General features: G+C 66.7%; 23 protein-coding genes and 1 tRNA gene. 12 read left to right on the plus strand and 12 right to left on the minus strand.

What is annotated here, in order from left to right:
- Window positions 1-76: 76 nt before the first annotated feature.
- Complete coding sequence (locus OWC43_RS03615) at window positions 77-1,843, plus strand: DUF3369 domain-containing protein (RefSeq protein WP_393955741.1); 1,767 nt, start codon at window positions 77-79, stop codon at window positions 1,841-1,843.
- Window positions 1,844-2,050: 207 nt separating this feature from the next.
- Here the strand turns inward: OWC43_RS03615 and OWC43_RS03620 are convergent, their stop codons facing one another.
- Complete coding sequence (locus OWC43_RS03620; protein WP_393955742.1) at window positions 2,051-2,326, minus strand: hypothetical protein; 276 nt, start codon at window positions 2,324-2,326, stop codon at window positions 2,051-2,053.
- A gap of 52 nt (window positions 2,327-2,378) precedes the next feature.
- On the opposite strand from OWC43_RS03620, the gene OWC43_RS03625 reads away from it, so the two are divergent.
- From OWC43_RS03625 to OWC43_RS03640, 4 genes are all read left to right on the plus strand, one after another.
- Window positions 2,379-2,669, plus strand: coding sequence for a hypothetical protein (locus OWC43_RS03625; RefSeq protein WP_393955743.1), 291 nt, complete (start codon window positions 2,379-2,381; stop codon window positions 2,667-2,669).
- 224 nt (window positions 2,670-2,893) lie between these two features.
- Entirely contained in the window at window positions 2,894-3,166 is a 273-nt protein-coding gene (locus tag OWC43_RS03630; RefSeq protein WP_393955744.1) for a zinc-finger domain-containing protein, read from the plus strand.
- Window positions 3,167-3,173: 7 nt separating this feature from the next.
- Window positions 3,174-4,364 (plus strand): FAD-dependent monooxygenase, encoded by a 1,191-nt coding sequence (locus OWC43_RS03635; RefSeq protein ID WP_137828399.1) that lies wholly within the window; start codon window positions 3,174-3,176, stop codon window positions 4,362-4,364.
- A gap of 34 nt (window positions 4,365-4,398) precedes the next feature.
- A tRNA-Leu gene (locus OWC43_RS03640) sits at window positions 4,399-4,485 on the plus strand.
- A gap of 114 nt (window positions 4,486-4,599) precedes the next feature.
- On the opposite strand, the gene OWC43_RS03645 is transcribed toward OWC43_RS03640, so the two are convergent.
- The gene (locus tag OWC43_RS03645; protein WP_393955745.1) at window positions 4,600-5,097 is read right to left on the minus strand and encodes an HD domain-containing protein; all 498 of its coding nucleotides are present in this window, start codon (window positions 5,095-5,097) and stop codon (window positions 4,600-4,602) included.
- A 484-nt stretch (window positions 5,098-5,581) separates the two neighbouring features.
- Here OWC43_RS03645 and OWC43_RS03650 point away from each other — a divergent pair, with 484 nt between their 5' ends.
- The 3 genes from OWC43_RS03650 to OWC43_RS03660 all read left to right on the plus strand — a co-directional run bounded on the left by OWC43_RS03650 (window position 5,582) and on the right by OWC43_RS03660 (window position 6,502).
- Window positions 5,582-5,818 (plus strand): DUF6894 family protein, encoded by a 237-nt coding sequence (locus OWC43_RS03650; RefSeq protein WP_393955746.1) that lies wholly within the window; start codon window positions 5,582-5,584, stop codon window positions 5,816-5,818.
- Window positions 5,819-6,007: 189 nt separating this feature from the next.
- Window positions 6,008-6,202 carry a hypothetical protein gene (locus OWC43_RS03655; protein WP_393955747.1) on the plus strand — a complete coding sequence of 65 codons (195 nt, stop codon included), beginning with the start codon at window positions 6,008-6,010 and terminating at the stop codon, window positions 6,200-6,202.
- A gap of 162 nt (window positions 6,203-6,364) precedes the next feature.
- The gene (locus tag OWC43_RS03660; protein WP_393955748.1) at window positions 6,365-6,502 is read left to right on the plus strand and encodes a hypothetical protein; all 138 of its coding nucleotides are present in this window, start codon (window positions 6,365-6,367) and stop codon (window positions 6,500-6,502) included.
- Between the two features lie 692 nt (window positions 6,503-7,194).
- Here OWC43_RS03660 and OWC43_RS03665 read toward each other — a convergent pair.
- From OWC43_RS03665 to OWC43_RS03675, 3 genes are all read right to left on the minus strand, one after another.
- Entirely contained in the window at window positions 7,195-7,431 is a 237-nt protein-coding gene (locus OWC43_RS03665) for a hypothetical protein (RefSeq protein WP_137828403.1), read from the minus strand.
- Between the two features lie 116 nt (window positions 7,432-7,547).
- Window positions 7,548-8,267: a ferredoxin reductase gene (locus OWC43_RS03670; RefSeq protein ID WP_137828404.1), complete on the minus strand. Its 720-nt coding sequence runs from the start codon at window positions 8,265-8,267 to the stop codon at window positions 7,548-7,550.
- Window positions 8,268-8,275: 8 nt separating this feature from the next.
- Window positions 8,276-8,881: a sulfite oxidase-like oxidoreductase gene (locus OWC43_RS03675; RefSeq protein WP_393955749.1), complete on the minus strand. Its 606-nt coding sequence runs from the start codon at window positions 8,879-8,881 to the stop codon at window positions 8,276-8,278.
- Window positions 8,882-9,075: 194 nt separating this feature from the next.
- Here OWC43_RS03675 and map point away from each other — a divergent pair, with 194 nt between their 5' ends.
- Window positions 9,076-9,897 carry a type I methionyl aminopeptidase gene (map, locus tag OWC43_RS03680; RefSeq protein WP_137828406.1) on the plus strand — a complete coding sequence of 274 codons (822 nt, stop codon included), beginning with the start codon at window positions 9,076-9,078 and terminating at the stop codon, window positions 9,895-9,897.
- A gap of 29 nt (window positions 9,898-9,926) precedes the next feature.
- Window positions 9,927-10,664, plus strand: coding sequence for a DNA repair protein RadC (gene radC / locus OWC43_RS03685; protein WP_137828407.1), 738 nt, complete (start codon window positions 9,927-9,929; stop codon window positions 10,662-10,664).
- A gap of 125 nt (window positions 10,665-10,789) precedes the next feature.
- On the opposite strand, the gene OWC43_RS03690 is transcribed toward radC, so the two are convergent.
- Window positions 10,790-11,341, minus strand: coding sequence for a sugar O-acetyltransferase (locus tag OWC43_RS03690; RefSeq protein ID WP_171015424.1), 552 nt, complete (start codon window positions 11,339-11,341; stop codon window positions 10,790-10,792).
- 61 nt (window positions 11,342-11,402) lie between these two features.
- Between OWC43_RS03690 and OWC43_RS03695 the strand changes: the two genes are divergently transcribed.
- Window positions 11,403-12,035: a TetR/AcrR family transcriptional regulator gene (locus OWC43_RS03695; protein WP_393955750.1), complete on the plus strand. Its 633-nt coding sequence runs from the start codon at window positions 11,403-11,405 to the stop codon at window positions 12,033-12,035.
- 110 nt (window positions 12,036-12,145) lie between these two features.
- On the opposite strand, the gene OWC43_RS03700 is transcribed toward OWC43_RS03695, so the two are convergent.
- The 6 genes from OWC43_RS03700 to OWC43_RS03725 form a co-directional block, all read right to left on the minus strand.
- Window positions 12,146-12,895: a peptidase gene (locus OWC43_RS03700; RefSeq protein WP_137828408.1), complete on the minus strand. Its 750-nt coding sequence runs from the start codon at window positions 12,893-12,895 to the stop codon at window positions 12,146-12,148.
- A gap of 125 nt (window positions 12,896-13,020) precedes the next feature.
- Window positions 13,021-13,884 carry a transglutaminase family protein gene (locus tag OWC43_RS03705; RefSeq protein WP_137828409.1) on the minus strand — a complete coding sequence of 288 codons (864 nt, stop codon included), beginning with the start codon at window positions 13,882-13,884 and terminating at the stop codon, window positions 13,021-13,023.
- A gap of 223 nt (window positions 13,885-14,107) precedes the next feature.
- Entirely contained in the window at window positions 14,108-15,052 is a 945-nt protein-coding gene (locus OWC43_RS03710; RefSeq protein ID WP_137828410.1) for an alpha-E domain-containing protein, read from the minus strand.
- A gap of 121 nt (window positions 15,053-15,173) precedes the next feature.
- On the minus strand, window positions 15,174-16,613 hold the full coding sequence (locus OWC43_RS03715; protein ID WP_393955751.1) for a circularly permuted type 2 ATP-grasp protein: 1,440 nt from the start codon (window positions 16,611-16,613) through the stop codon (window positions 15,174-15,176).
- A 171-nt stretch (window positions 16,614-16,784) separates the two neighbouring features.
- The gene (locus tag OWC43_RS03720) at window positions 16,785-17,510 is read right to left on the minus strand and encodes an NAD-dependent deacylase (RefSeq protein WP_393955752.1); all 726 of its coding nucleotides are present in this window, start codon (window positions 17,508-17,510) and stop codon (window positions 16,785-16,787) included.
- 480 nt (window positions 17,511-17,990) lie between these two features.
- Window positions 17,991-19,307: a hemolysin family protein gene (locus tag OWC43_RS03725; RefSeq protein WP_393958482.1), complete on the minus strand. Its 1,317-nt coding sequence runs from the start codon at window positions 19,305-19,307 to the stop codon at window positions 17,991-17,993.
- A gap of 442 nt (window positions 19,308-19,749) precedes the next feature.
- Between OWC43_RS03725 and OWC43_RS03730 the strand changes: the two genes are divergently transcribed.
- On the plus strand, window positions 19,750-22,707 hold the full coding sequence (locus OWC43_RS03730; protein ID WP_393955753.1) for a glycosyltransferase: 2,958 nt from the start codon (window positions 19,750-19,752) through the stop codon (window positions 22,705-22,707).
- Window positions 22,708-22,781: the final 74 nt, after the last annotated feature.

Here is a 22,781-nt window from a genome sequence, read left to right on the forward strand (position 1 = left end):
TATCGAACTGCATGGAAGACGCGCATCGATCAAGACACGGCCGATGTCCGGGGGTCTCACGAGGCTGAAAGCGACGATGGACGACGATCTGCTCCACCTCGTGCCTGACGAGGAGCCCGCCGTCGGGCCCCGCGTCGGTGCATGGACCATCGCTCTGGTCGACGACGATCCGGCGGTGCACGAGGGCACCCGCTACGCGCTGTCGGGCTACGAACTCGATGGGCGGGGGCTCGAGATCCTGTCCGCCTATTCCGCCGCGGAGGCGCGCCTCCTGCTGGCCGAGCGGCGGGACGTCGCCATCGTCCTGCTCGATGTGGTGATGGAGACCGACGATGCGGGGCTGAAGCTCGTCGACTACATCCGCAGGGAATTACGGGAGGAGACGACCCGCATCATCCTGCGCACCGGGCAGCCGGGGCAGGCCCCGGAGCGACGGGTGATCGTCGATTACGACATCAACGACTACAAGGCGAAGACCGAACTGACCGCCGACCGGCTGTTCACCAGTCTGACGGCGGCCTTGCGGGCCTATCAGCAGCTGAAGCGCCTCGACGAGACGAGGCGCGGGCTCGAAATCATCATCGATGCCGCCCCGATGCTGCTCGATCAGAAATCGATGCAGCGCTTGGCCGAGGGCGTGCTGACCCAGGTCGCCTCGCTGCTCAATGCCGATTGCGCGGGTATCCTGGTGCTGCGCGAGGGCAATGAGGCGGATCATTCCGCGAGCCGCTTCAGTGTGCTGGCCGGATCCGGCCTCTATGGCGGCTATGTCGGGCGGACGCCGGACGCGCTCGCACCCGATATCCGGCCGGTGGTCGAAGAGGCATTCGCCGCCCGCCGTCACAGCTTCGGCGAGCATTGGTCGACGCTCTATGTCCATACCGCGAGCGGCAGCGAGATCGTGGCGCTGATCGACACCGATCGCCCGCTCTCCGACACCGACCGGGCCCTGATCACGCTCCTGACCGGCCGGCTCTCGATCGCCTTCGACAACGTGATCCTCTACGAGCGGCTGCAGCGGGCCAACGTCACCCTGGAGCAGCGGGTGCTGGAACGGACCGCGGAGTTGATCCGGGCCAACCGGCGCCTCGCCCTGCAACGCTCGGACCTGCGCCGCGCCAACAATCTCAAGACCGAGATTCTCGGCACCATCGCCCACGATCTGAAGAACCCGCTCGCGGTGATCCTGGGACGGTCCGAGATGCTGACCGACCTGATCGGGATGGAGCCCGAAGCGGGCCAGCCGGCTCCGCCCCCGGCGCGGGCCGCGATGGCGACCCAGGTCGAGCATGTGCGCGCCTCCGCGACCCGGCTGATCGACATGATCGACAGCTTGATGGCGGACGCGATGAACGATGCCCTCGACATCACTCTGCGGCGTGAGCCCGTGGACCTCGCCGGCCTGGCGCGGGAGGTCTGCGAGGCCAACCGCCCGCTGGCCGAAGCCAAGGGGCAGCGCCTGACCACCGCGTTGCCGGCCGAATTATTCGTGTGCGGCGATGCCGAGCGCCTGCGGGAGGCCGTCGACAATCTCGTGTCCAACGCGATCAAGTATTCGCATCCCGGCGGCGCCATCGCGGTCGCGGTGCGCCAGGAGACCGGGGCGACCGTCTGCGCCGTCACGGACGAGGGGCCCGGCCTGTCCCCGGAGGACGCTGCCCGCCTGTTCGGCCGCTTCCAGCGCCTGTCCGCGAAGCCCACCGGCGGCGAGGGCTCGACCGGCCTGGGCCTTTCCATCGTCAAGCGCATCGCCGAACTGCATGGGGGCCGAGCCGAGGCGTTCTCGGACGGGCCAGGCCAGGGGGCGACGTTCCTGGTGCGGCTGCCGGACGAGGCAATGTGATGTTATAAGTCGGGTTTCCGTAAAAATTGTAACTTTCACAAATATATGTGGAATTATCAGCTACTTTTTCAGGTGCGGAGCGATTGTGTACTGGCGGAAAAACTTCTACGATCGAAAGTAGCTTCCCGGTCGTTTCTCGACAAATGTATTACTGATTGCTCAATGGCGCGAAGTCCCTCACTGGTTACACCGCTGCTTTCCCGACGATCATGCAAGAGCGACGCATTCGGAGTCGCTGAGAGGTCGCGCACGCGTTGGATGCGAACGGATCGTTGCGGTGCCATCGAGCGAACCGTGGTCCATCGCTGTGCGGAACTCGTCGAGGGCTTCGCCGACCCGATCCAGTTCAGCCCGGGCGCAGCTTTCTGCCATCGAACGGGCGACGTGCGGAATTGATGAAGCGGCGAAAGCCTTTGACCGGCGCATGCTCCAGCGTGCGATCGAGCACGCCCCATGCGCGCCGACGGGATCGGCGTGCGCCATCCCGTCTTTGTCATTCGAGACGCCAATTCGGCGTGAACGATCGGAGAGAGGGATGAGGGGAGCGGCGCGGATCATCGACGGAATTCGGAGGGGAGGTCTCAGGGGCCTCGTCCTGGGGAGTCTTGCGCTCGCGCCCGCCGGGGCGGTGGCGGCAACTTATACCGGGACCGGCGGTGGGCCGGAGACCACGGTCAATGCGCCCTATCGCGCGGGCACGGGACAGACCGTGCCCCCCGGCCGTGCCGCCGCGCCCGAGGCCGATCCGACCGAGCGCACGGCGCGCCAGAAGCGTCTCGATGGCGTGTTGGACAGCATCTGCCAGGACTGCCGCGACGCGCGCTGAAGCCAGCGGCGATGCACAAGGTTGGACGGTCCTTGGGAAACCTGGAGCGCGAGCCCCCCATCCTGCCGAGGGCCGCGGCCCGCTCGAAGAATGCCCGACAATCCGAAGGCCGACGGCTGTGACCGGTAAGGTCGGGCATCGCTCTAGCGGTGGGCGCGCTCGCGGGTTAGACCGTGCGGGGACCGCCCTGAGAGCGCGAGACGGGGCGAGAGCAGGAATCCGAGATGGCCGACAAGGGCGTTCCGCACTTCCACAATCAACCCGGCTTGCGGGTGGTCGCGGTGGGCTCGAAGGAATTCATGTGCATCGGTGCGCTGCCGCCGTTCGACCATCCGCACGTCTTCCTCGATATGGGGGCGGACACGGAGATCATCTGCCAGTACTGCTCCACCCTGTTCCGTTACGACGCTCAATTGAAGCCCGGCACGGCGGAGCCCGCCTCCTGCGTCTGGACCGAGGCGGCGGACGGGATCGGCAAGAGAGAGAAGGCGGCCTGAGCGGGCCGTGACGGGCCGTACCATCGCCATCGTCGGGGCCGGCATCGGCGGGTTGACCGCGGCGCTGGCGCTCGCCGGTGCGGGACACACGGTCACGCTGATCGAGCGCCGCACCGGCTTTTCCGAGGTGGGGGCGGGGCTGCAACTCTCGCCCAACGCCAGCGCTGTCCTGATCGGGCTCGGTCTCGGCGCCGCCTTGCGACGGGCGGCCGACGAGCCGCCGGGGGTGCGGGTGCGATCGCTCGCGACGGGGCGGACCATTGGCGGGATCCGCCTCGGCGCCTCGATCCGGCAACGGCACGGCGCGCCCTACTACGTCATCCACCGGGCCGACCTGCAGACGCTGCTTCTCGATGCCGTGCGCGGGCGCCCCGGCATCCGACTCTGCGTCGGTCGCGAGGTGACCGCCCTGAGCGAGACGGCGGATGGGGTCGCGCTCACCATGTCGGGGATCGACGGCGGCAAGAGCGAATCCTGGCGCGCCGATCTGCTGATCGGCGCCGACGGGGTCCGTTCGTCGCTCCGCGCCCGGTTCGACGCGCGTCCCCTACGGCTGCACCGGCAGGCGGCGTGGCGCGCCCTGATCCCGAGGGAAGCCGCACCCGAGGCGTTCCAGGGGGAGGAGACGGGTCTGTGGCTCGGCCCGGGCCGGCACGTGGTCCATTATCCCGTCGGCGGCGGCAAGCGGCTCAATGTCGTCGCCATCGCCCCAGAGCGCGACGGCGACGAGGATTGGGGCCGCATCGGCGATCCGGCAGCCCTGCGCGACCATTTCCCCGACGCCGCCGCCCCCTTGGCGGAGTTGCTCGGCACCCCCGATGCCTGGGTGGTATGGTCCCTCGTCGACCGTCCCGCCGCCCGGCCCATGGCACGGGGCCGGATCGCGCTTCTGGGCGATGCCGCTCACCCGGTCCTGCCGTTCCTGGCTCAGGGCGCGGCGCTCGCCATCGAGGATGCGGCGGTGCTGACCGCGCAACTCTCCGCCCATGCGGAGGTGCCCGCCGCGCTGGACGCCTACGCCGCCGCCCGGTCGGACCGCGTCGCGGCGGTGCAGCGAGCGGCCCGCGGCAATGGCCGTGTCTACCATGCCGGTCGCCTGGTGGGGTTCGCCCGCGACAGGGTGATGGCCCGCCTCGGCCCCGAAGGCATGGCTGCCCGCTATGCGTGGCTCTACGGCTGGAACCCCTCTGCCGCTTGATCTGACCCCGGTGCCCCGCTACCGCTAAGCCGGCGCGGACGTGGCGGAACCGGTAGACGCACGAGACTTAAAATCTTGCGGCCCCACGGCCATGCGGGTTCGAGTCCCGCCGTCCGCACCAATCCCTTGAAGATGCAAGAAGCTGTCCTGAGCCGCGCCCCATATGGCGCTTGTCGCGCTCGTCAGGGCATCCGAGAGGAACATGCGCGCGACCGACAAGGCGGCCGTTTGCGACTTAGGAGCCCGTATATCCCAATGCGGCAGCGGCATCCCTCAGGCGCGGCATGGACGCGGCGTAACGTGCCGTCAGCCCCTCTTTGTTCGAAAGCGCGCGCTCGATGCTCGCGTTGTCCTCATTGTCGGATAACTTGATGAGAATGGCCCCGAGGCTTCTCGTTTCGATGAGGGCACTGATACGCTCGGCGTAGTTCATGGGTTCGTCCGTCTTCGTGAGGAGGCGAACCATCTCGATTACGGCGGGGGCATAGCCTGCACGGATCAAATCATCGGCTGATGTCGGTGTATCTTCGAGCACGTCGTGAAGGTAGGCCGCCTGTAGCACGTGCTCAGGATTGATCCTGAGGCCATCGACTTCAAGGGCATGGCGAGCGCGCTTGTCAGCAGCGGCAGCGACGCGATTGATGTGCCTTATGTAGGGTTTGCCACGTTTGTCCACTTGGCCAGCGTGCGCCTGAGCCGCGAACTGATGTGTGTCGAAATTCGTCGGCGGCACTGAACCTCTCCGCTTGCGATGGCAGGTCTCTCTCCCATCCGTTGGCTGCCAACGTACCCTGATAATTACTTATTTTCTGTGCGCACTTGGGCGCATACATCCATGCCACCAAGGATAGCACGTTGACAGAAGCACTCTGCTCTCGAATAATTGATGATAACGCTGGTGCACGGTGAGCATCACCAGAGTGATGCTTAGCGCTGAGGGGCGGCCAACGCGTTTCCCGTCCTTCGCCAGCCGCTCCGAGACCCCCGGTCGTAGTCTTGCGGGTATTTCGAACGACGGTTCGAGCGACATCAACAGCTTGCGATGTATTCCCCGCGCCCTGCGACGCTTGGAGTACGCGTTGTCCCGTTCACCCGAAGGGCGTGCAAGCCGTTGGAATTGCACGCCCTGCCTTGCCTTTCTCCACAACCTGTCCACATACTGGAACGAAACACGAACGCTTATCTCGGTCGATTCGGTGAGGAGGGACAGGCTCGCAATGGCTCGCTACCGTTTTCATGCGACGAACGGCACCGAATGCGTCTTCGATTCCACGGGGAAGGACATTCGTCTTCCCGAGCGCGTGGTGCGGCGCGCCGATGAAGTGGCGCGCGAGGTCATGCGGAGCCTCGACGACCGGGAAGATTGGGAGGAATGGCACGTCAGCGTCCATGATCTCTCTGGCCGACGCGTCTTGGTGCAGCCTTTCCTGAGAGCCACGGAAGACCGCGTCTGACGGGATTGGCCGGAGATCCGGCTGTCTGCGGGGTTTCGCTCGGCAGATCGCGGTAGCCGCACCGGCCAATCGCAGCCGCCGAAGTTTTCGGGGGTGCCTGGATCCGTCCTGCTGTCACCGAAATCAGAACGTTTGGTCCTTTGCTGAACGGATCCCGCCCGGTTTCGTTGAACCGGTGGAGATCTCAGCATGAAGAACCCTGCGCTCGGCCTGTGGCTGTCGTCGGTCAATCGGGTGGCCGGCTTCTGGATGGGGCACGGCGCCAATACGCTCCGGCGCCAGCAGCGCCTGATGCTCGCCGAGATGACGAAGGCTGCGGCTGGCCAGGCTGCGAAGCCCAAACGAACGAAACGGCGTTCGACGGCCAAGCGCAAAATTTCCTGAAGTCAGTTCAGGGGATGCGGAACGATGTGCGGCCAATCTGCCGCACGGCACAGACCATGGTCTGGCACTGTTGACCTCCAAACAGCCATCCGAAGCGTCTCGCGAGCCTTTCGGGCAAGGCGCCGCCCTCAACGATGAGCGGCGCAACCCCACGAGGACAGCGTGATCGGCGCTCCGGCTGCCGTGCGGAGGGGAGCTGACGTGACGCTTGCCGCTGTCATCATGATCACCGGTGCGATCGGCGCGATCGCCCTGACGATTGCGGCACGCCCGAGTGCCGACCGTTTCATCAAATGGTGAGGGGCCCGCCTGAACTTATGGCGCCCTGCGACGTTCAGTCTGCCGAGACTGTGGAGGAGTGTCGCGTGGCGGTGGCGGTGATGATGGCGGGCCTAGTCGGGGCCGCGGCGACCCTGGCGTGCCTGTTACCCGGTTTCGACTCGTTCTTCGAGTGGTAGCCGTTTTGACTTGACAGCTTCGGTCGTGATCGTGAAACCGCTGGGGCGTCCGTGGTTTGGGACCAACCGCGCGTCTCGGACCTGCGTTGCTGTACCCGAATAGACCTTTGATGGCCGACACTGGTGAGGCCGTTTCAGCCGCTCGCTGATATCTGGATCAGGCATGTTCGGGGACACGGTACTCTGAATGCCCGAGAGCCCGGCCGCATCTTAGTTCGATTCGAGGGCCGGATCGGTGAAGGGCCGGCAGCACGCGTATCGCGCATCGATCCCTCTCCTGTGATGACAAGTCCAGGATTCGAGGCAACTGATTTTTATAAAACGGAAAGATGATCGATGCGCCTCGGTTTCGAGGCTGCGTCCCCATCGTATCGGTCGTCGAGCCAATATCTCCTGGGGCGGGACGATTTCGGTCGAAACAGCGGCCCGGACCCTCATTTCAATCGGGCGTCCGGACGGGAGCGGCAACCAACGCTGAGCCCTCCTCGTCCCGTGCTGGGGACCGGGAAGATGGTGTCCTCCCGGTCCGCTCGATTACATGCGGTGCATCATGCGATGGCGCATCATCCGGTGGTGGTGATGGCGGTGCATCATCCGCTTCCGCATCATGTGCCGACGCATCATCATCCGCTCGCCGGGGCTCATCCGCACGGGCGTCACACCGGTCTCAGCCTGAAGGCCAGCCGGGGCGAGGGGAGCCGCCGAAGCCGAACCGGAAGCGAAAGCGAGGCCGCCCAGCAGGACCGCCAGCGCGAGCGTGGTCTTCTTCATCTCTGTCTCCCAGGGAACGTATTGCCGTCCCAGGCCCGATAGGAAGAAGGATTTTGCGGTCAAGGTTCCCGGTAGAGCGTAGATTTCTTCTGTCGGCGCCGGCCTCGGCGAACGATCTATTCCCCGAACCGCTCGGTGCGGATCGTGGCCGGCCGCACGCCGGCATCGACCAGCAGATCGGCCACGGTGCCGACGAAGGCGTTGCTGCCACAAACGAAGCTGTGGCGCGGCATCCCGAGACACTCGATCGCCGTATCGATCATCACGCGGTCGATGCGTCGGCCCGTCGTCGGGCCCTCGCGGGTCAGGAGGAGCGTCAGGTCGAACCCGGTCTCGTCGCGGGAGCGTGCCGTCAACTCGCCGCGGGCGATGGCCTCGGCCGCCGTTCGTACCGAATAGAGCAACAGCATCGGCACCTGCGGTGCGCGCAGCGCCCGCTCACGCACCATGGCCAGCAACGGCACCACGCCCGAACCGCCGCCGATCAGCAGCACCGGGCCACCGTCACCGGCCTCCCAGGCAAAGGACCCGATGGGACCACGGATCTCGATCGTGTCGCCGACCTCCGCGATCGCGTCGAAGAAGCCGGAGACCTCACCGCCTTCGAGCCGTTCGATCATCAGCTCCAGGCCGCGCGGATCGCCCGGTGCGGAGGCAATGGAGTAGCTCCGCTGCGCTTGGTAGCCATCCGGCGCTGTCAGCCGAACGTCGACATGCTGACCGGCGCGGTGCGGCGCACCGAGGGCGTCGAACCGGAAGCTCTTGACCCGCGGCGTCGCGGGCGTGATCGCCCGGATCGTCGCGTCGCGCCAGCGGGACGGGGCGGCCTCGGCCACGGGATCCTCTAATCGTCGGTGAAGCGCTGCTCGCGCCAGGGATCGCCGTACATATGGTAGCCGCGCAATTCCCAGAAGCCGGCCTCGTCGCGCTCGGTGAATCGCAGGCCCTTCACCCACTTCGCGCTCTTCCAGAAATACAGGTGCGGCACCAGCAGGCGCGCCGGGCCGCCATGATCGGGCTCGATCGGCTTGCCGTCGTAGAGCGTCGCCACCATCGCCTTGCCGCCGACGAGATCCGCCACCGGCACGTTGGTGGTGTAATCGTCGTGGCCCTCGGCCAGGACGAAGCCGGTCGGCGCATCGAGTCCGGCAGCGGCCAGCAGGTCGTCGATGCTGACGCCCTCCCAGGCGGTGTCGAACTTGGACCACTTGGTGACGCAATGGATGTCGCCGCCCCAGCGGGTGCGGGGCAGGGCCTGAAACTCCTCCCAGGTCCAGCTCACCAGGGGCCGGGAGCCATGACGCAGGGTGAAGCGCCAGCCATCGGTCGAGACCCGCGGCGTCGGCCCGAGCTGAAGCACGGGAAAATCGTCGGTGAGATACTGGCCCGGCGGCAGTCGCTCGCGGATCTCCGCCGCCGGTGGGCGCCCCGTGAAGCCGCGCGTCGCCATGTCATCCTCCGCTTTGGCCGGGAACACCGCCCGTTAACACCATCGGCGGGCCTGCCGATCCCAACGTCGTCTGGCACGGGCGGGTCTGCGCCGCAACGATGCCCGCCTGCCACTCAGCCGGGTTGGCGCCGCCTTGGGCGCGGCGTAGAACGTTCGCAACGCCAGTCACGCACGAAATTCACGAGCCGAGCCCAGTGAGCCGAGACCAGACCGCCGAGGCCGGGCGCCGTGCGCCCGAGCCGCCGATCCACGGGCCCGAGGGGTTCGAGGGCATGCGCCGGGCCGGGCGCCTCACGGCGGAGGCGCTCGACCTGTTGATGGAGGCGGCGCAGCCCGGCGTGACGACGGACGAGCTCGACAAGCTCGCCTACGAGTTCGGCATGGATCACGGCGCCTATCCGGCGTCCCTGTTCTATCGCGGCTACCGCAAGTCGATCTGCACCTCGATCAATCACGTGGTCTGCCACGGGATTCCCAACGACAAGCCGCTGCGCGAGGGCGACATCGTCAACCTCGACATCTGCCTGATCCTCGATGGGTGGCACGGGGATTCGAGCCGGATGGCCTATATCGGCGAGGTGCCGCGCAAGGCGCAGCGCCTGTGCGAGATCACCTATGAGGCGTTGATGCGCGGCATCCACGCGGTGAAGCCCGGCGGCTCGACCAACGACATCGGCCGGGCCATCCAGAGCTATGCGGAGGCCGAGCGCTGCTCGGTGGTGCGCGATTTCTGCGGCCACGGGCTCGGCCGGGTCTATCACGATGCGCCGACCATCCTGCATTACGTCGAGGCGAGCTACGACGTGCCGCTGAAGGCTGGGCAATTCTTCACGGTCGAGCCGATGATCAATCTCGGGCGCCCGGCGGTGAAGGTGCTCGCCGATGGATGGACCGCGGTGACCCGCGACCGTTCGCTCTCCGCCCAGTTCGAGCACACCGTGGCCGTGACCGAGACCGGTTTCGAGATCTTCACCCTCTCGCCCAAGGGGCTCGATCAGCCCAAGCCCCAGTTCTGACGGAGCGGACCGGGGAATAGCCGTCCGCGATGGCCCGTCGGCCGCCCGATCCCGCCGCAACGCTGCCGGGGCTCGCCGAGGCTGCACCCGCGGAGGCGCCGCATTATCACGGCCACCGCGAGCGCCTGCGGGCACGCTTCGCCGAGGCCGGCGCCGACGCCCTGCCGGACTACGAACTGCTCGAACTCGCCCTGTTTCGGGCCATTCCCCGGCGGGATGTGAAGCCGCTGGCCAAGGCGTTGATCCGCCGGTTCGGCTCGTTCGCCGAAGTGCTCTCCGCCGAGCCGGCGCGATTGGCCGAGATCGAGGGCGTCAGCGCGGGCGTGATCGCCGATCTCAAGCTGATGGAGGCCGCCGGTCGCCGACTGGCCCGGGGCGCGATCGCGGCCCGTCCGCTGCTGGCCTCCTGGAGCGCGCTGCTCGAATACCTGCGAGCCACCATGGCGTTCTCGGCGCGGGAAGAATTCCGGGTCTTGTTCCTCGATCGGCGCAATCACCTCATTGCCGACGAGGTGCAAGGCCGTGGCACCGTCGATCACACACCGGTCTATCCCCGCGAGGTGGCGCGGCGGGCGCTGGAACTGTCCTCCACCGCGATCATCCTGGCCCACAATCATCCTTCGGGCGATCCGACGCCGTCGGGCCCCGATATCCGCATGACCCGCGAGATTGTCACGGTCCTCGATCCGCTCGGCATCGTGGTCCACGACCACGTCATCCTCGGCCGGGATGGCCATGCCAGCCTGAAGGGCCTCAAACTGATCTGAGCGATGGTCGTAGGTTTCGAAAGACAAGTCGTTTCGTGGGTTCAGGGCGAAGCCCTGTTTTGAAGGAATACCGGGGCTCGGCCCCGGCGCCCCGCCCGAGGACTTTGCCCTTTGGGGTCGCCTGACTAGCGCTGGCGGGCCGGATTGCCGACGACGGTGGCGCCCGCAGGCACGTCGCGGGTGACGACGCTGCCGGCGCCGATGATGGCGTCGTCGCCGATGGTGACGCCCGGCAGGATCAGGGCACCGCCGCCGATCCAGACATTCGCCCCGATGCGGATCGGGCGGCCGAATTCGAGCATTTGGCGCCGCTGAGCCGGATCACGCGGATGGTCGGCGGTCAGGATCTGCACACCGGGGCCGATCTGGGTCATATCCCCGATGGAGACTGCGACGACGTCGAGGATGCAGCAATTGAAGTTCATGAATACGCCGCGGCCGAGGCGGATGTTGTAGCCGTAATCGCAGGTGAAGGGTGGTCGGATGTTGCAGCCCTCGCCGACATCGGCGAACGCCTCTTCCAGCAGGGCCTGCCGCTCGGGCTGGCTCAGGGTGTTGGAGGCATTGTAGCGGTCCATCCATTCCGAGATGCGCCGGATATCGGCGGCGAGCTCGGGGTCGTCGGCGACGTAGAGTTCGCCCGCCAGCATCCGCTGCTTCTGCGTCTTGATCGTCATGGTTGATGGTCCGAGCCCGCGAGAAGGGGAGGGCTTCCGTTGCCGGAAGCGATGCGTACATATGTACGCATCCTCCCCGGATGCCAATCGCCGGTCTCGCTTGCCCGCCGCCCGCCGTTACGACCCGGATCGCCGCGCCCGTATCCTGCGGGCGACCCTCGACGTCGTCGCCGAGCACGGCGTCGCCGGTGCAACGCATCGCCGGATCGCGGCGGCGGCCGGCGTGCCGCTCGGCTCGATGACCTATCATTTCGAGGGGATGGAGTTGCTCCTGACCGAGGCGTTCACGCTGCTTGCCGACACGGTGGCGGCCCGGTTCACCGAACGGCTCGCGGCAGCCTCGAACCGTGACGAGGCCCTCGAGGCGGTCGTCGATCTCGTGGTCGATGAGAGCTGGGCCAGGCCGCGGACCATGCTCCTGAGCTACGAACTCTACGCCTTCGCCGCGCGCCGTCCGGCGCTCCAATCGGTCATGCGGGACTGGATGGACAAGAGCCGCGCGGCGCTCGGCCGCCACTTCGCACCGGAGACGGCGAAGGCGCTCGACGCGATGATCGAGGGATTGTCGATCCACCGCTCGGTCGATCGCGACCCGGCCGACCGGGCCGCAGTGCGGTCCATCGTCGAGCGGCTGGTGGGGGAGGGCACTGCCGTGCGGAGTTCTGTTGGTTCGTCCATCGACACCTCACCCTGAGGTGCGGAGCGGCGGCTGGAAGGAGGAATCCAGCGAAACGCGCAAGTCACCGGAATCCTCCAAGGCCGCTGGCGCGATACCTCAAGTGAGGGGATGGGGACCGGTGACGGCTACCGCTGTGGCCCGTAGGGCGGGCGCGGGATCGCCCGGTGCGCCGCGCGCAAAGCCGCCGACCAGCGCTCGCGCAGATCGTGAAAATAGCTCTCGCCGGCCTCGATCCGGTAATTCACCTCGAGGTCGAGGGCCTCGCGGCGCAGGACCGCGATATCGATCGGCAGCCCCACGCCGAGATTGGACCGCATGGTCGAGTCCATCGAGACGAGACCGACCTTGAGGGCGTCGTAGAGATCGGTCTCGAAGGTGACCGCTCGGTCGAGGATCGGCTTGCCGTATTTGTGCTCGCCGATCTGCAGGAACGGCGCGTCGCGGCTGCACTCGATGAAGTTGCCCGCGGAGTAGATCATGAACAGCCGCATCGGCTCGCTGCCGATCTGGCCGCCGAACAGGAACGAGACCTCCATGCGCAGGTTGGCCGCTTCGGCTCCTGCCTTCTCGATCTCGCGCACCCGCCGGATCGCCCGACCGACGAGTTGAGCTGCCTTGAACATGGTCGGCGCGTCGCGAAGCCGCGGGGGCGGACCGTCGGTCTCCTCGTCATCCACGCCTTCGTGCAACATGGAGAGGACGGATTGCGTCATCGAGAGATTGCCGGCCGAGGCCAGCATCATCACCCGCTCGCCGGGGGCATTGAACATGTGGAGCTTGCGGTAGGTCGAGATGTTGTCGAGACCCGCATTGGTGCGGGTGTCGGCGATCATCACGAGCCCGTCCTCGACGAGCACTCCGACGCAGTAGGTCATGGCGGCGCTGGGCCTCGAAACAGAAGAGCGCGCCGGATGGCACGGCACGGGTTCGGCCCGCAAGCCGATCTTTCGAGCAGGTGTGCCGGGCCGTGGCCCGAAACAGCGGATCCCGGACCCTCGGTCTATCCGCCCTGGGACTGGCTCTGCGCCTGGATCGGGAGGTTGGGACGATGCACCGGAACCGTGCTCTCGCCGACCTGTAACGTCACCGTGAGCGTCTCGGTGCCGCCGCCGGTGCGGCTGCCCCGGATCGGCGCTGCGCCCAGATAATCGAGGCCGGTGGCGACCCTCACATGCGCCTCGGTGGTCGAGAGTCCGTAGGCCGGGTCGAACCCGACCCAGCCGAGATCGGGGACCAGAGCCTCGGCCCAGCCATGGGCCGCATCCTCCTCCTCGTCGCTGCGGCGGACATAACCGGAGACGTAACGGGCGGGGATATCGAGATGCCGCGCGGCGGCGAGGAAAACATGCGCGAGGTCCTGACAGACACCGCTGCCCGCCTCGAAGGCTTGCGACGCCGTCGTGCTGGCGCTGGCGGGGCCGGGGGCGAAGGCCACCGCCTCGGGCACCGCGCTGAGCAATCGATGCAGCACGGGGAGCGGGCCGGCGTCACCCGCGTCCGCGATCCGCCGGGCAAACACCTGAAGCTCGGGGCTCGCCTCCGTGAGCGGCGTATCGCGCAGATAGAACAGATCGGGCAGTCGTTCGACCGCGCCGCGCACGATGCCGTCGGTCTCGAAGGTCTCGACTTCGCCGGTGACCCGCACGGTGAGCGCGTCGGTCGGATCGTCCGCCGAGAACCAATGGATCAGGTTGCCGAAGCCGTCCTCCCGCGCGGTCAGCCGTCCATTGACCGAAGGCTCGATGCGCCACTCCCGCACGTGTTGCCCATCGTGATCGCGGGGCGTGAGCCGCATCAGCTGGATCAGGCCGCGTGCCGGCTGCTCGTAGGTGTAGACGGTGTCGTGGACGATGCGGATACGCATGTCGGGAATCCTGCCTCGGCGCCTCGGCGCACGCTAGGGCCACGCTGGCGATTCGGGAATCGGGTCGAATGCCCAAAGGCTTGGCAGTCGGTTGCCGCCTCGCCGCCCGCACGGCAAACCGGCGCCGCGCGGATGGAGAGGGTCTAGCGATCCGTCATCGCGACCGGAAGCCATGGATCGCATCGTGCGGCGCTCGCGATTGCCCCATCGTGCATCGGCCGCGTCACACGAGATATTGCTCGCTGATCGCCGCACCGAGGGCGTTGTTCTCGCCGATGAAGCCCTGGATGAATTCGTGCAGGCCGGAGGCGAAGATGCGCTCGATATCGGCGCTGCCGAGCTTCGCCCGCATCTTGCTCGCCAAGCGCTGGCTCTCGCCGCGACGCCCATAGGCATCGGCGATCAGATCGAGATGCTCCACCAGCATCCGGTAACAGCTCGCGAGCGAGCGCGGCATCTCGGGGTTCAGGATGAGCAAGTCGGCGACCAAGAGCGGCTTGATGCTCTCGCGGTAGACCCAGTGATAGGCGTTGAAGGCCGAGACCTCGCGCAGGATCGTGGTCCATTGAAAGTAATCGAGCGAGCCGCCGACGCGCTCGGAGGCCGGCAACAGGATCTGGTACTTCACGTCGAGGATGCGGGCGGTGTTGTCGGCCCGCTCGATCGCCGTGCCGGCGCGGGTGAACCAGTAGGCGTCGTTGCGCAGCATCGTCCGGTAGGCCGAGCCGTCGAATGTCAGGGAGACGCGCTTCACCCAATCGAGGAACTGGGTGAACTCCTCCCGCGACAGGTCGCGGCCCTCGTAGGAGCGCAACTCAAGCCAGGCCCCGTTGATCGTGTCCCACATCTCGGTAGTGAGTGCGGTGCGGATCGAGCGGGCGTTCTCGCGGGCGGTGGCGATGCAGGAGCGGATCGAGGACGGATTCTGGGCCGAGAACGCCAGAAAGTTGCAGACCGTGTGCTCGTTGACCGTGTCGTAGAGCGTGCGGAACAGTTCCGGATCGCCCGCCGAGGACAGGGCGGAGGCCCATTCGTTCGATTCGCGCCCGCCATAGCTCGACGGCAGGGCGGCCAATCGATGGGCTGCATCGAGGATGCGCGCGAGGAAATCGGCACGCTCGGCGTAACGCGAGAGCCAGTAGAGATTGTCGGCAGTCCGGGACAGCATGGGGGTTCAGCTCGCAGGCCAGCTCTTAGACATTTCGGCGATCGGCGCGGCATCTGCCCGGTTACGAGGCAGAGCCCTGCGACACCCCGCGGAAAAATTGCTCAACAGGTGATCGAGATGCCTAGGCATCCAGCACCCAAGTGTCCTTGGTGCCGCCGCCCTGGCTGGAATTGACCACCAGGGAGCCTTCCTTGAGGGCGACGCGGGTCAAACCGCCCGGCACGATGCGGATCTCGTCGGCGCCTGCCAGCACGAACGGGCGCAGATCGACGTGACGCGGGGCCACGCCGGAGGCAACGAAGGTCGGGCAGGTGGAGAGCGAGAGCGTCGGCTGGGCGATGAAGTTGTCTGGCGCGTGCCGCAACTTCTTGGCGAACTCGTCGATTTCGCGCTTCGTCGCGTGCGGCCCCACCAGCATGCCGTATCCCCCCGAACCGTTGACCTCCTTCACGACAAGATCCTTGAGGTTTTCCGTGACGTAGGACAGGGCCTCCCGCTCGCGGCAGCGATAGGTCGGCACGTTGTGCAGGATCGGCTCCTCGCCGGTGAAGAACTTCACGATCTCCGGCATGTAGCTGTAGACGGCCTTGTCGTCCGAGATGCCGGTGCCGACGGCGTTTGACAGGGTCACGTTCCCGCGCTCATAGGCGTTCATCAAGCCGGGCACGCCCAGGACCGAGTCCGGGCGGAAAACCAGGGGATCGAGGAAATCGTCGTCGAGGCGGCGGTAGATCACGTCGACCCGGCGCGGCCCTTCCGTCGTGCGCATGTAGACGACGTCGTCCTTGGTGAAGAGGTCGCCTGCCTCCACGAGTTCGACGCCCAGTTTGTCGGCCAGGAACGAGTGTTCGTAGAAGGCCGAATTGTAGCGCCCCGGGGTCAGCAGCACGACGGTGGGGTCGCGCGTCGCCGATTGTGGCGCGAGGCTGCGCAGGGTCGCCAGCAGCGCATCCGGATAATTTTCGACCGGGGCGACGCGGTGGCGCGAGAACAATTCGGGGAAGAGCCGCATCATCACCTCGCGGTTCTCCAGCATGTAGGAGACGCCGGACGGGGTGCGGGCATTGTCCTCCAGCACGAAGAAGTCGTTCTCACCGGTGCGGACGATGTCGATGCCGGCGATGTGGACGTAGAGATCGTGCGGCACATCGAAGGCCCGCATCTCCATCCGGTAATGCGGGTTGCGGTAGACGAGGTCGGGCGGGATGATGCCGGCCTTGATGCACTCCTCGGCGCCGTAGATATCGTTGATGAAGGCGTTGAGGGCCGTGACCCGCTGCTTCAGCCCACGCTCCAGAAAGTCCCATTCCGGTTTGGTCAGGACGCGGGGAATGATGTCGAACGGGATGAGCCGTTCGGTGGATTCGTTGGCGCCGTAGACCGCGAAGGTGATGCCAATGCGCCGGAACAGCATCTCGGCCTGGCTGCGGCGGGTGTTGAAATGCTCGGGGGAGGTTTTGTCGAGCCAGGCCTTGAGGATGTCGTAGGCCTGCCGCACGGTGGCCGGATCGGGCTGACCGGCCCCGCCCCCGTTCATTTCGTCGAACGCCGTGTGCGCCATCCGCGCCACCCCTCCCATCATTGTCCGTCTGCCGGAGCAAGAGGCAGGCCACGGCGACGGTTCGGGGTCCAGCCCCGTCCCGTCGCCCGCGCTCCGTGCGGCGACGTTTCCGGGAAATAGGGGATCGCGCGGGGCGGCCCATCCCCGCGACGGCGATCTGCACCTGTCGGTTCAGCCCGATCCGTCGGCGCCGGCCAGAATGTCGGCGACGAAGGCCGGCACGGTCGCACTTGCCGGCCCGAGCCGCGTGCGCGCGAACATGCCGGCATTGTCGGCGGCTTCCAGATTGAGCGCGAGTGTCGGGATGCCGAAGGCCTGCGCCTGTGCGACGTAGCCCGCCGCCGGATAGACCGCCCCCGACGTGCCGATGGCCACGAAGAGATCGGATTTAATGAGGGCGTCCTCGATGGCGTCGAGATGTTTCGGCATCTCGCCGAACCAGACCACGTCCGGCCGCATCCGACCGGCCACGCCGCAGCTCGGACACGGCGTCTCCACCGTCAGATCCTCCCGCCAGGGCCGCCCGTTCCCGCAGGCGAGGCAGCGCACCCGCGACAACTCGCCGTGCATATGCACGACGGCGCGTGAGCCCGCCCGCTCATGCAGATCGTCGACGTTCTGGGTGCACAGGAACAGGTTTCTGCCCTGCGCCGCGAGCCCGGATTCGAGTTGTGCGAGCGCCGTATGGGCCGCGTTGGGCTGCGCGTTCAGGGCATCGCGGCGCCGCATGTTGTAGAAGTCGTGCACGAGTACGGGATCGGCGGCAAAGGCTTCCGGCGTCGCAAGCTTCATCGGATCGAAGCGGCTCCACACGCCTCCGCGGTCGCGGAACGTCCCGAGACCGCTCTCGGCGGAAATGCCGGCTCCTGTCAGTACGAAGACGTTCTGGATGTCCATCCTGCCCCGGCAACGGCAATCTGCATTCGGCCAGAGGCCGTACCCGTCAGGAGGCTGACGGAGATGAGAAGGACCTGCAAGACTTCGGCCGCCGGTTTCGCCCGTTTGTAGTCTCCGCCCACAAGACGGAGAACGTAGCCTTAATTCGTGTACCGTTGGCCGAGCTCTGGCTGAACCATTGAATCCACGGTTCAACGCTGCAAAGCGGGCCTTCCCTGTCCGGCCTCGGCGCGAGAACGGTATTTCTTGAACGATCGAGCTGCGCCGCGGACGATCGGCCCGGCTGTTCCGCAGCCCATTAGAACGGTCGCGGACGCAACAGCCTCGATGCCGGGTCGGAGGTTCGATCGGGGCTGTGCAGGGCGCGCCGGTGCCATAATCGGGTGCCGGATCGGCATGCCCCTGAACTGTAAGCCTGCGGATCGTGCCCGGCCCGAACGGGGCCGGCGACCATCGCCGGTTCCCGGTCGCGGCAGGTCGTTAGACCTCCTCCAGCCGCTGCGCCAGAACCTTGTCGATGCGGCGTCCGTCCATGTCGACCACTTCGATGCGCCACCCCTGCGCCTCGATGAAATCACCTTCGGTGGGGATGCGGCCGAGTTGAACGATGAAGAAGCCGGCGAGCGTCGAGAAATCGTCCGAGCGCGGCTTGTCGGTGAAGCCCAGGCGGTCGAAGGCATCCGTCGCCGACATCATGCCGTCGATGAGGAGCGAGCCGTCCTCGCGCTCCGTCACCATCTTCTCCTCGCCCGGTTCCGGGATCTCGCCGGCCATGGCCTCCAGAAGATCGGTCTGGGTGATGATGCCCTCGAGGCTGCCGTACTCGTCAACCACGATCGCCATACGCACGGGCTTGGTCTGGAACATCTCCAGCACCTTCAGGATCGCCAGCCCCTCATGGACCACGATGGGTTCGCGGGTCGCCGCCTTTACGTCCAGCGGCTTCCCGTCGAGGAATTGATCGAGAAGATCCTGCTTGCGCAGAACGCCGACCACATCGTCGATCTGGCTGCGGCTCACCACGATCTGCTCGTGACGGCAGGCGCGCACGGCCTCGATCATCTCCTCCTGAGAATCGTCGAGATCGACCCAGTCGACCTCGTTGCGCGGCGTCATGATTTCGCGGATGCGCCGCTCGCCGATGGCGAGAATGCGCGCCACCGCATCTTCCTGGGCTTCGTGCAGCAGGCCGGCCTCGTGACTTGCCGTGACGAGGAGGCTGAGTTCGGCCGGTGAGGGCAGGTTGCCATCGCCCTCGCCGGGGCGCAGGCCGAGCAAACGCAGCACGCCGTTGCCGAGCCCGTTGAGGAAGTGGATGGCGGGCCCGAACACCAGCAGGAAGAGGCTGAGCGGGCGCACGATGACCAGCGCGGTCCGCTCGCTGCGCTGAAGCGCCAGGCTCTTCGGAGCCAGCTCGCCCAGCACGATATGCAGCGTGGTAATGATCGCGAAGGCCAGCACGACCGCCAGCGTATGGGCGGTGAAGCCGGAGGCCATCGGCGGCATCCAGGTGAATGCCGGCTCGATCAAATGGGCGAGAGCCGGCTCGCCGACCCATCCGAGTGCGAGCGACGAGAGCGTGATGCCGAGCTGGGTCGCGGCGAGATGCGCGTCGAGGCGGTCGGTCGCCCGCTGCAGCGCCTTGGCGTTGAGGCGGCCCTCGTTGACAAGTTCCGCAATCCGGCTGCGCCGCACCGCGACCAGGGAGAACTCCGCCGCGACGAAGAAGCCGTTGGCGAGGACGAGGGCGACGACGGCGAGCAGGCCGAGCGCCGAAGACCAGAGACCGTCGGAAATCGTGCCCTCCCGGGGCGATGCCGCTTCAACGACCGCACGTATCGGCGGCAGGCAGCATTAAGGCCGAACCTGGGGGCGGGGGAAGGGGGCGGACCGGAGCAATCGCGCGAAGTGCGCTGCCTTTGGGTCTCTGCGACGCGGCATCCGCTCGCACCGACAGTCCGCGATCTTGTCCCGTCGGCCAGCGGGTATTCGCCCAAGAATGTGTATCGGCCGTCGCGCGCCAACCCGTGCGGGGCGCGAACTACGAGAAAATCGCCTCGCGCGATGGCTTCGGACAGCGATGGCCAGCACCGAGGGATGCGCCGCGCCGAAGCCATTTTTCGCTCCCAGATTCCCCTACCGTCGATGTAGGAAACGGGCCGATGCAAGCCGCTTCGAAGGATGGGTCGTGATCAGACTGCCGAGGATACTTCGGCGCAATCGCCGCGATGCCGTTGCGGTGCGATCCTTCTTCGATCCTCAGTTCTATCGAGCGGAATATCCCGACGTCGCCGCCGGCGGGATGGACCTGCTGCTGCATTACCTCGATCATGGCTGGCGCGAGGGCCGCAATCCGTCGGCGGTGTTCTCGACGCTCTACTACGCCGACCGGTACCTGTCCGAGGGTGCACCCCAGAACCCGCTGCTGCATTACGCGCGGCTGTCGCCCGCCGAGCGGCTGCGCAGGCCGACGCATCCGGGCGCTGATTTCTTCGCGTTGCAGGCGGAGGTCGTCGCACCGTATTTCGACGCCCGCCACTATGCGGGCGCGGCCGGCCTGGAGGCGGGCGGGGAGGATCTCCTCCTCCACTACCTGACGACGGGCTGGCGGCGCGGGCTTGCGCCCAACGACAGCTTCGACGGCGCGGGCTACCTGTTGCGCCACGCCCATGTCCGTCGCCTCGACGTCAGCCCGTTCTACCACTTCGTCTCCACCCAACGCCTGATCGCTTCGGACGGCCAGCCGCTGAGGCCGGCGGCAGAACGGGCGACCCGGCTCCCGTCCGACCCGTCACAGGCGACCGATCGACAGATCTACGATGCGGTCGCCGCCGCGTTCGACCAAGCGTATTACCTCGATCGCAATGCCGATATCCGGGATTCCGGCATCGATCCGATCCGGCATTTCCTCGACCACGGCGCGCGTGAGAATCGCGATCCGAACCCGCATTTCTCGATGCGCTTCTATCGCGCGCATTACCGCCGCGAGATCGCCCCCGGGCTGAACCCGTTCTTCCATTACCTCACCGTCGGTCGAGAGCGAGGCTTCAAGCCCGACCCCTACGGACGCGGACAATGGCCGCCGCAAGTCGCGCCGCAGCCGGACGAGTGGGATCGGGCGCACCCCGCCGCCGATCTCGAATTCGCCAGCGTGGTCCTGATCATGCCGGTCTACAAGGGCATCGACGACACGCTGCGGGCGATCCACTCGGTTCTGACGACGCGTCAGCTCACGCCCTTCGCCCTGTTGGTCCTCGACGATTGTAGTCCCGAGCCCGCCCTCTCCGCCGCGCTGGCGAAGCTCGCTGGCCGCGGCCTCTTCAGGCTGGAGCGCAATGCCGAGAATCTCGGCTTCGTCCGGACGTGCAATCGCGGTCTCGATCTCGCGGCGGGCCGGGATGTCGTGCTGCTGAACGCCGACATCGTCGTTTTCGGGGACTGGCTCGACCGGCTGCTCTGGCACGCTGCCGACGACCCGAAGGTCGCGACGGTTACCCCGTTCTCCAACAATGCCACGATCTGTAGCTACCCGGTCTTCTGCGTCGACAACCAAGCTCAGCTGGAAGTCGGCCCGGCCGAGATCGATGCCTTTGCCAGCCGTTGCAACAGCCGGACCAGTTCACCGGTGCCGACGGGGGTCGGGTTCTGCCTCTACATGCGCCGGGACGTCATCGACTCGGTCGGCCCCCTCGATGCCGAGACTTTCGGGCGCGGCTACGGGGAAGAGAACGATTTCTGCCTACGCGCACTCAAGGCAGGATACGCCAACATCCTCGCCCATGACGTGTTCGTCTTCCATTCGGGCAGCGTCTCCTTCGGGGCGCTGTTGGCCACCAAGGGGGCGGACATCTTTCGCACTGTGCTGACCAAGCACCCCGACTACCAGCGCCGGGTCGAGACCCACATCCAGGTCGATCCCGCCCGCTCGGCCCGACAACGCCTCGACTATTATCGCTTCGCCCAGCGGGCAACGGCCAAGCCGGAGCGCCGCACCGCCCTCATCGTCACCCACGATCTGGGTGGCGGCATCGAAACCCATATCGAGGGGCTGAGCGCACGCTTGGCCCCAGTCGGGCTCGATGTCGTCTATCTGCGCACCGACGCGCTGTCCCAGATCCGTGTCGATCTGCCGGGAACGAGCGCCATCGATTTTCCGGCACTGGTGCTCTCCTCGATCGCGCTGGCACACGAGGTCGACTTCGTGGCCGAGTTGATCTCGTGGCTGGATCCGGCCCTCGTCCATGTCCACTCGCTGGCCGGCCTCGACGAGCGCTCGACGCGCGCCCTGATGGATCTGATCGTCAGCCTGCCCTCCGGCTACGACGTGACGCTGCACGACTATTCCGCCGTCTGCCACCGCAACAATCTCGTGCGGCCCGAGGGTTTCTATTGCGGTCTGCCCGAGCCGTCGGCCTGCCGCACGTGCATCCGTCTCGACTGCGACAAGGAGAGTTCACCGCCGGATCCGGCGGAGCGGCGCCGTGCCTGGGCCGGTTTCCTCTCCGGTGCCCGGCGGGTCTACGCGCCGTCGCGTGATCTCGCCGAGCGCATCGGCTCGGCACTCGGCCTCTCGGGACTGACGCTCCGCCCGCATGAGGAAGTCGTGCCCAAGGTTCCGCCGCGACTGGCTCAGCGTCGGGACGGGCCGATGCGCGTGGCGCTGATCGGTTCGATCGGAATCCATAAGGGCTTCGACGTCGTCCACGACCTAGCCTTGGACGCACAGCTGCGCGATCTGCCGATCAGCTACACCATCATCGGGCATAGCTACGCCACCAAAACCCTGGAGGCCGTTGGCGTACGCGAGAGTGGCCCGTATGCCAGCGATGCTTTGGCGCTCGCCGAGTTGGCGCGGCTCGATCCCGATGTCGTCCTACTGCCCTCGCTGTGGCCGGAAACCTATTGCTACACCCTCTCCCTGGCGCTCGCCGCAGGCGTGCCGCCGGTCGTGTTCGATCTCGGGGCGCAGGCCGAGCGGCTGGCGGAGATCGGGTGCGGCTACCGCCTCGACCCAACGTTGGCCCGCGATCCGCAGCGGCTCAACGCGGCGTTGCTGGCGCTGCCTCTGGACGCGCTCAGAGCCGAGCTGCCCGCCTTCCGGCCCGCTGTCTACCCGCGCATCCTCGAAGATTACTACGAGCTTCCGGCCACGCAGCCGACCGCCAGTCGCGGGCAGGCGGACCGGGTTCCGGCTTGATTGGGATCGGCAACCTTAACATCCGTTCATGGACGGACCTCGTATCCCGGGGTTACAACGGTCAAGCTTGGCGA

The sequence above is a fragment of the Methylorubrum sp. POS3 genome, assembly GCF_043352485.1.
Lineage (GTDB): Bacteria > Pseudomonadota > Alphaproteobacteria > Rhizobiales > Beijerinckiaceae > Methylobacterium > Methylobacterium suomiense.

Coding starts and splice junctions, on each gene's coding strand:
- OWC43_RS03630 (WP_393955744.1), top strand. CDS start 2,894: ATGGCCGACAAGGGCGTTCCGCACTTCCACAATCAACCCGGCTTGCGG.
- OWC43_RS03720 (WP_393955752.1), bottom strand. CDS start 17,510: ATGGACATCCAGAACGTCTTCGTACTGACAGGAGCCGGCATTTCCGCC.
- OWC43_RS03625 (WP_393955743.1), top strand. CDS start 2,379: ATGAGGGGAGCGGCGCGGATCATCGACGGAATTCGGAGGGGAGGTCTC.
- OWC43_RS03665 (WP_137828403.1), bottom strand. CDS start 7,431: ATGAAGAAGACCACGCTCGCGCTGGCGGTCCTGCTGGGCGGCCTCGCT.
- radC (WP_137828407.1), top strand. CDS start 9,927: ATGGCCCGTCGGCCGCCCGATCCCGCCGCAACGCTGCCGGGGCTCGCC.
- OWC43_RS03675 (WP_393955749.1), bottom strand. CDS start 8,881: ATGGCGACGCGCGGCTTCACGGGGCGCCCACCGGCGGCGGAGATCCGC.
- OWC43_RS03695 (WP_393955750.1), top strand. CDS start 11,403: ATGTACGCATCCTCCCCGGATGCCAATCGCCGGTCTCGCTTGCCCGCC.
- OWC43_RS03710 (WP_137828410.1), bottom strand. CDS start 15,052: ATGCTGTCCCGGACTGCCGACAATCTCTACTGGCTCTCGCGTTACGCC.
- OWC43_RS03650 (WP_393955746.1), top strand. CDS start 5,582: ATGGCTCGCTACCGTTTTCATGCGACGAACGGCACCGAATGCGTCTTC.
- OWC43_RS03690 (WP_171015424.1), bottom strand. CDS start 11,341: ATGACGATCAAGACGCAGAAGCAGCGGATGCTGGCGGGCGAACTCTAC.
- OWC43_RS03705 (WP_137828409.1), bottom strand. CDS start 13,884: ATGCGTATCCGCATCGTCCACGACACCGTCTACACCTACGAGCAGCCG.
- OWC43_RS03655 (WP_393955747.1), top strand. CDS start 6,008: ATGAAGAACCCTGCGCTCGGCCTGTGGCTGTCGTCGGTCAATCGGGTG.
- OWC43_RS03620 (WP_393955742.1), bottom strand. CDS start 2,326: ATGGCGCACGCCGATCCCGTCGGCGCGCATGGGGCGTGCTCGATCGCA.
- OWC43_RS03700 (WP_137828408.1), bottom strand. CDS start 12,895: ATGACCTACTGCGTCGGAGTGCTCGTCGAGGACGGGCTCGTGATGATC.
- OWC43_RS03715 (WP_393955751.1), bottom strand. CDS start 16,613: ATGGCGCACACGGCGTTCGACGAAATGAACGGGGGCGGGGCCGGTCAG.
- OWC43_RS03615 (WP_393955741.1), top strand. CDS start 77: ATGGACGACGATCTGCTCCACCTCGTGCCTGACGAGGAGCCCGCCGTC.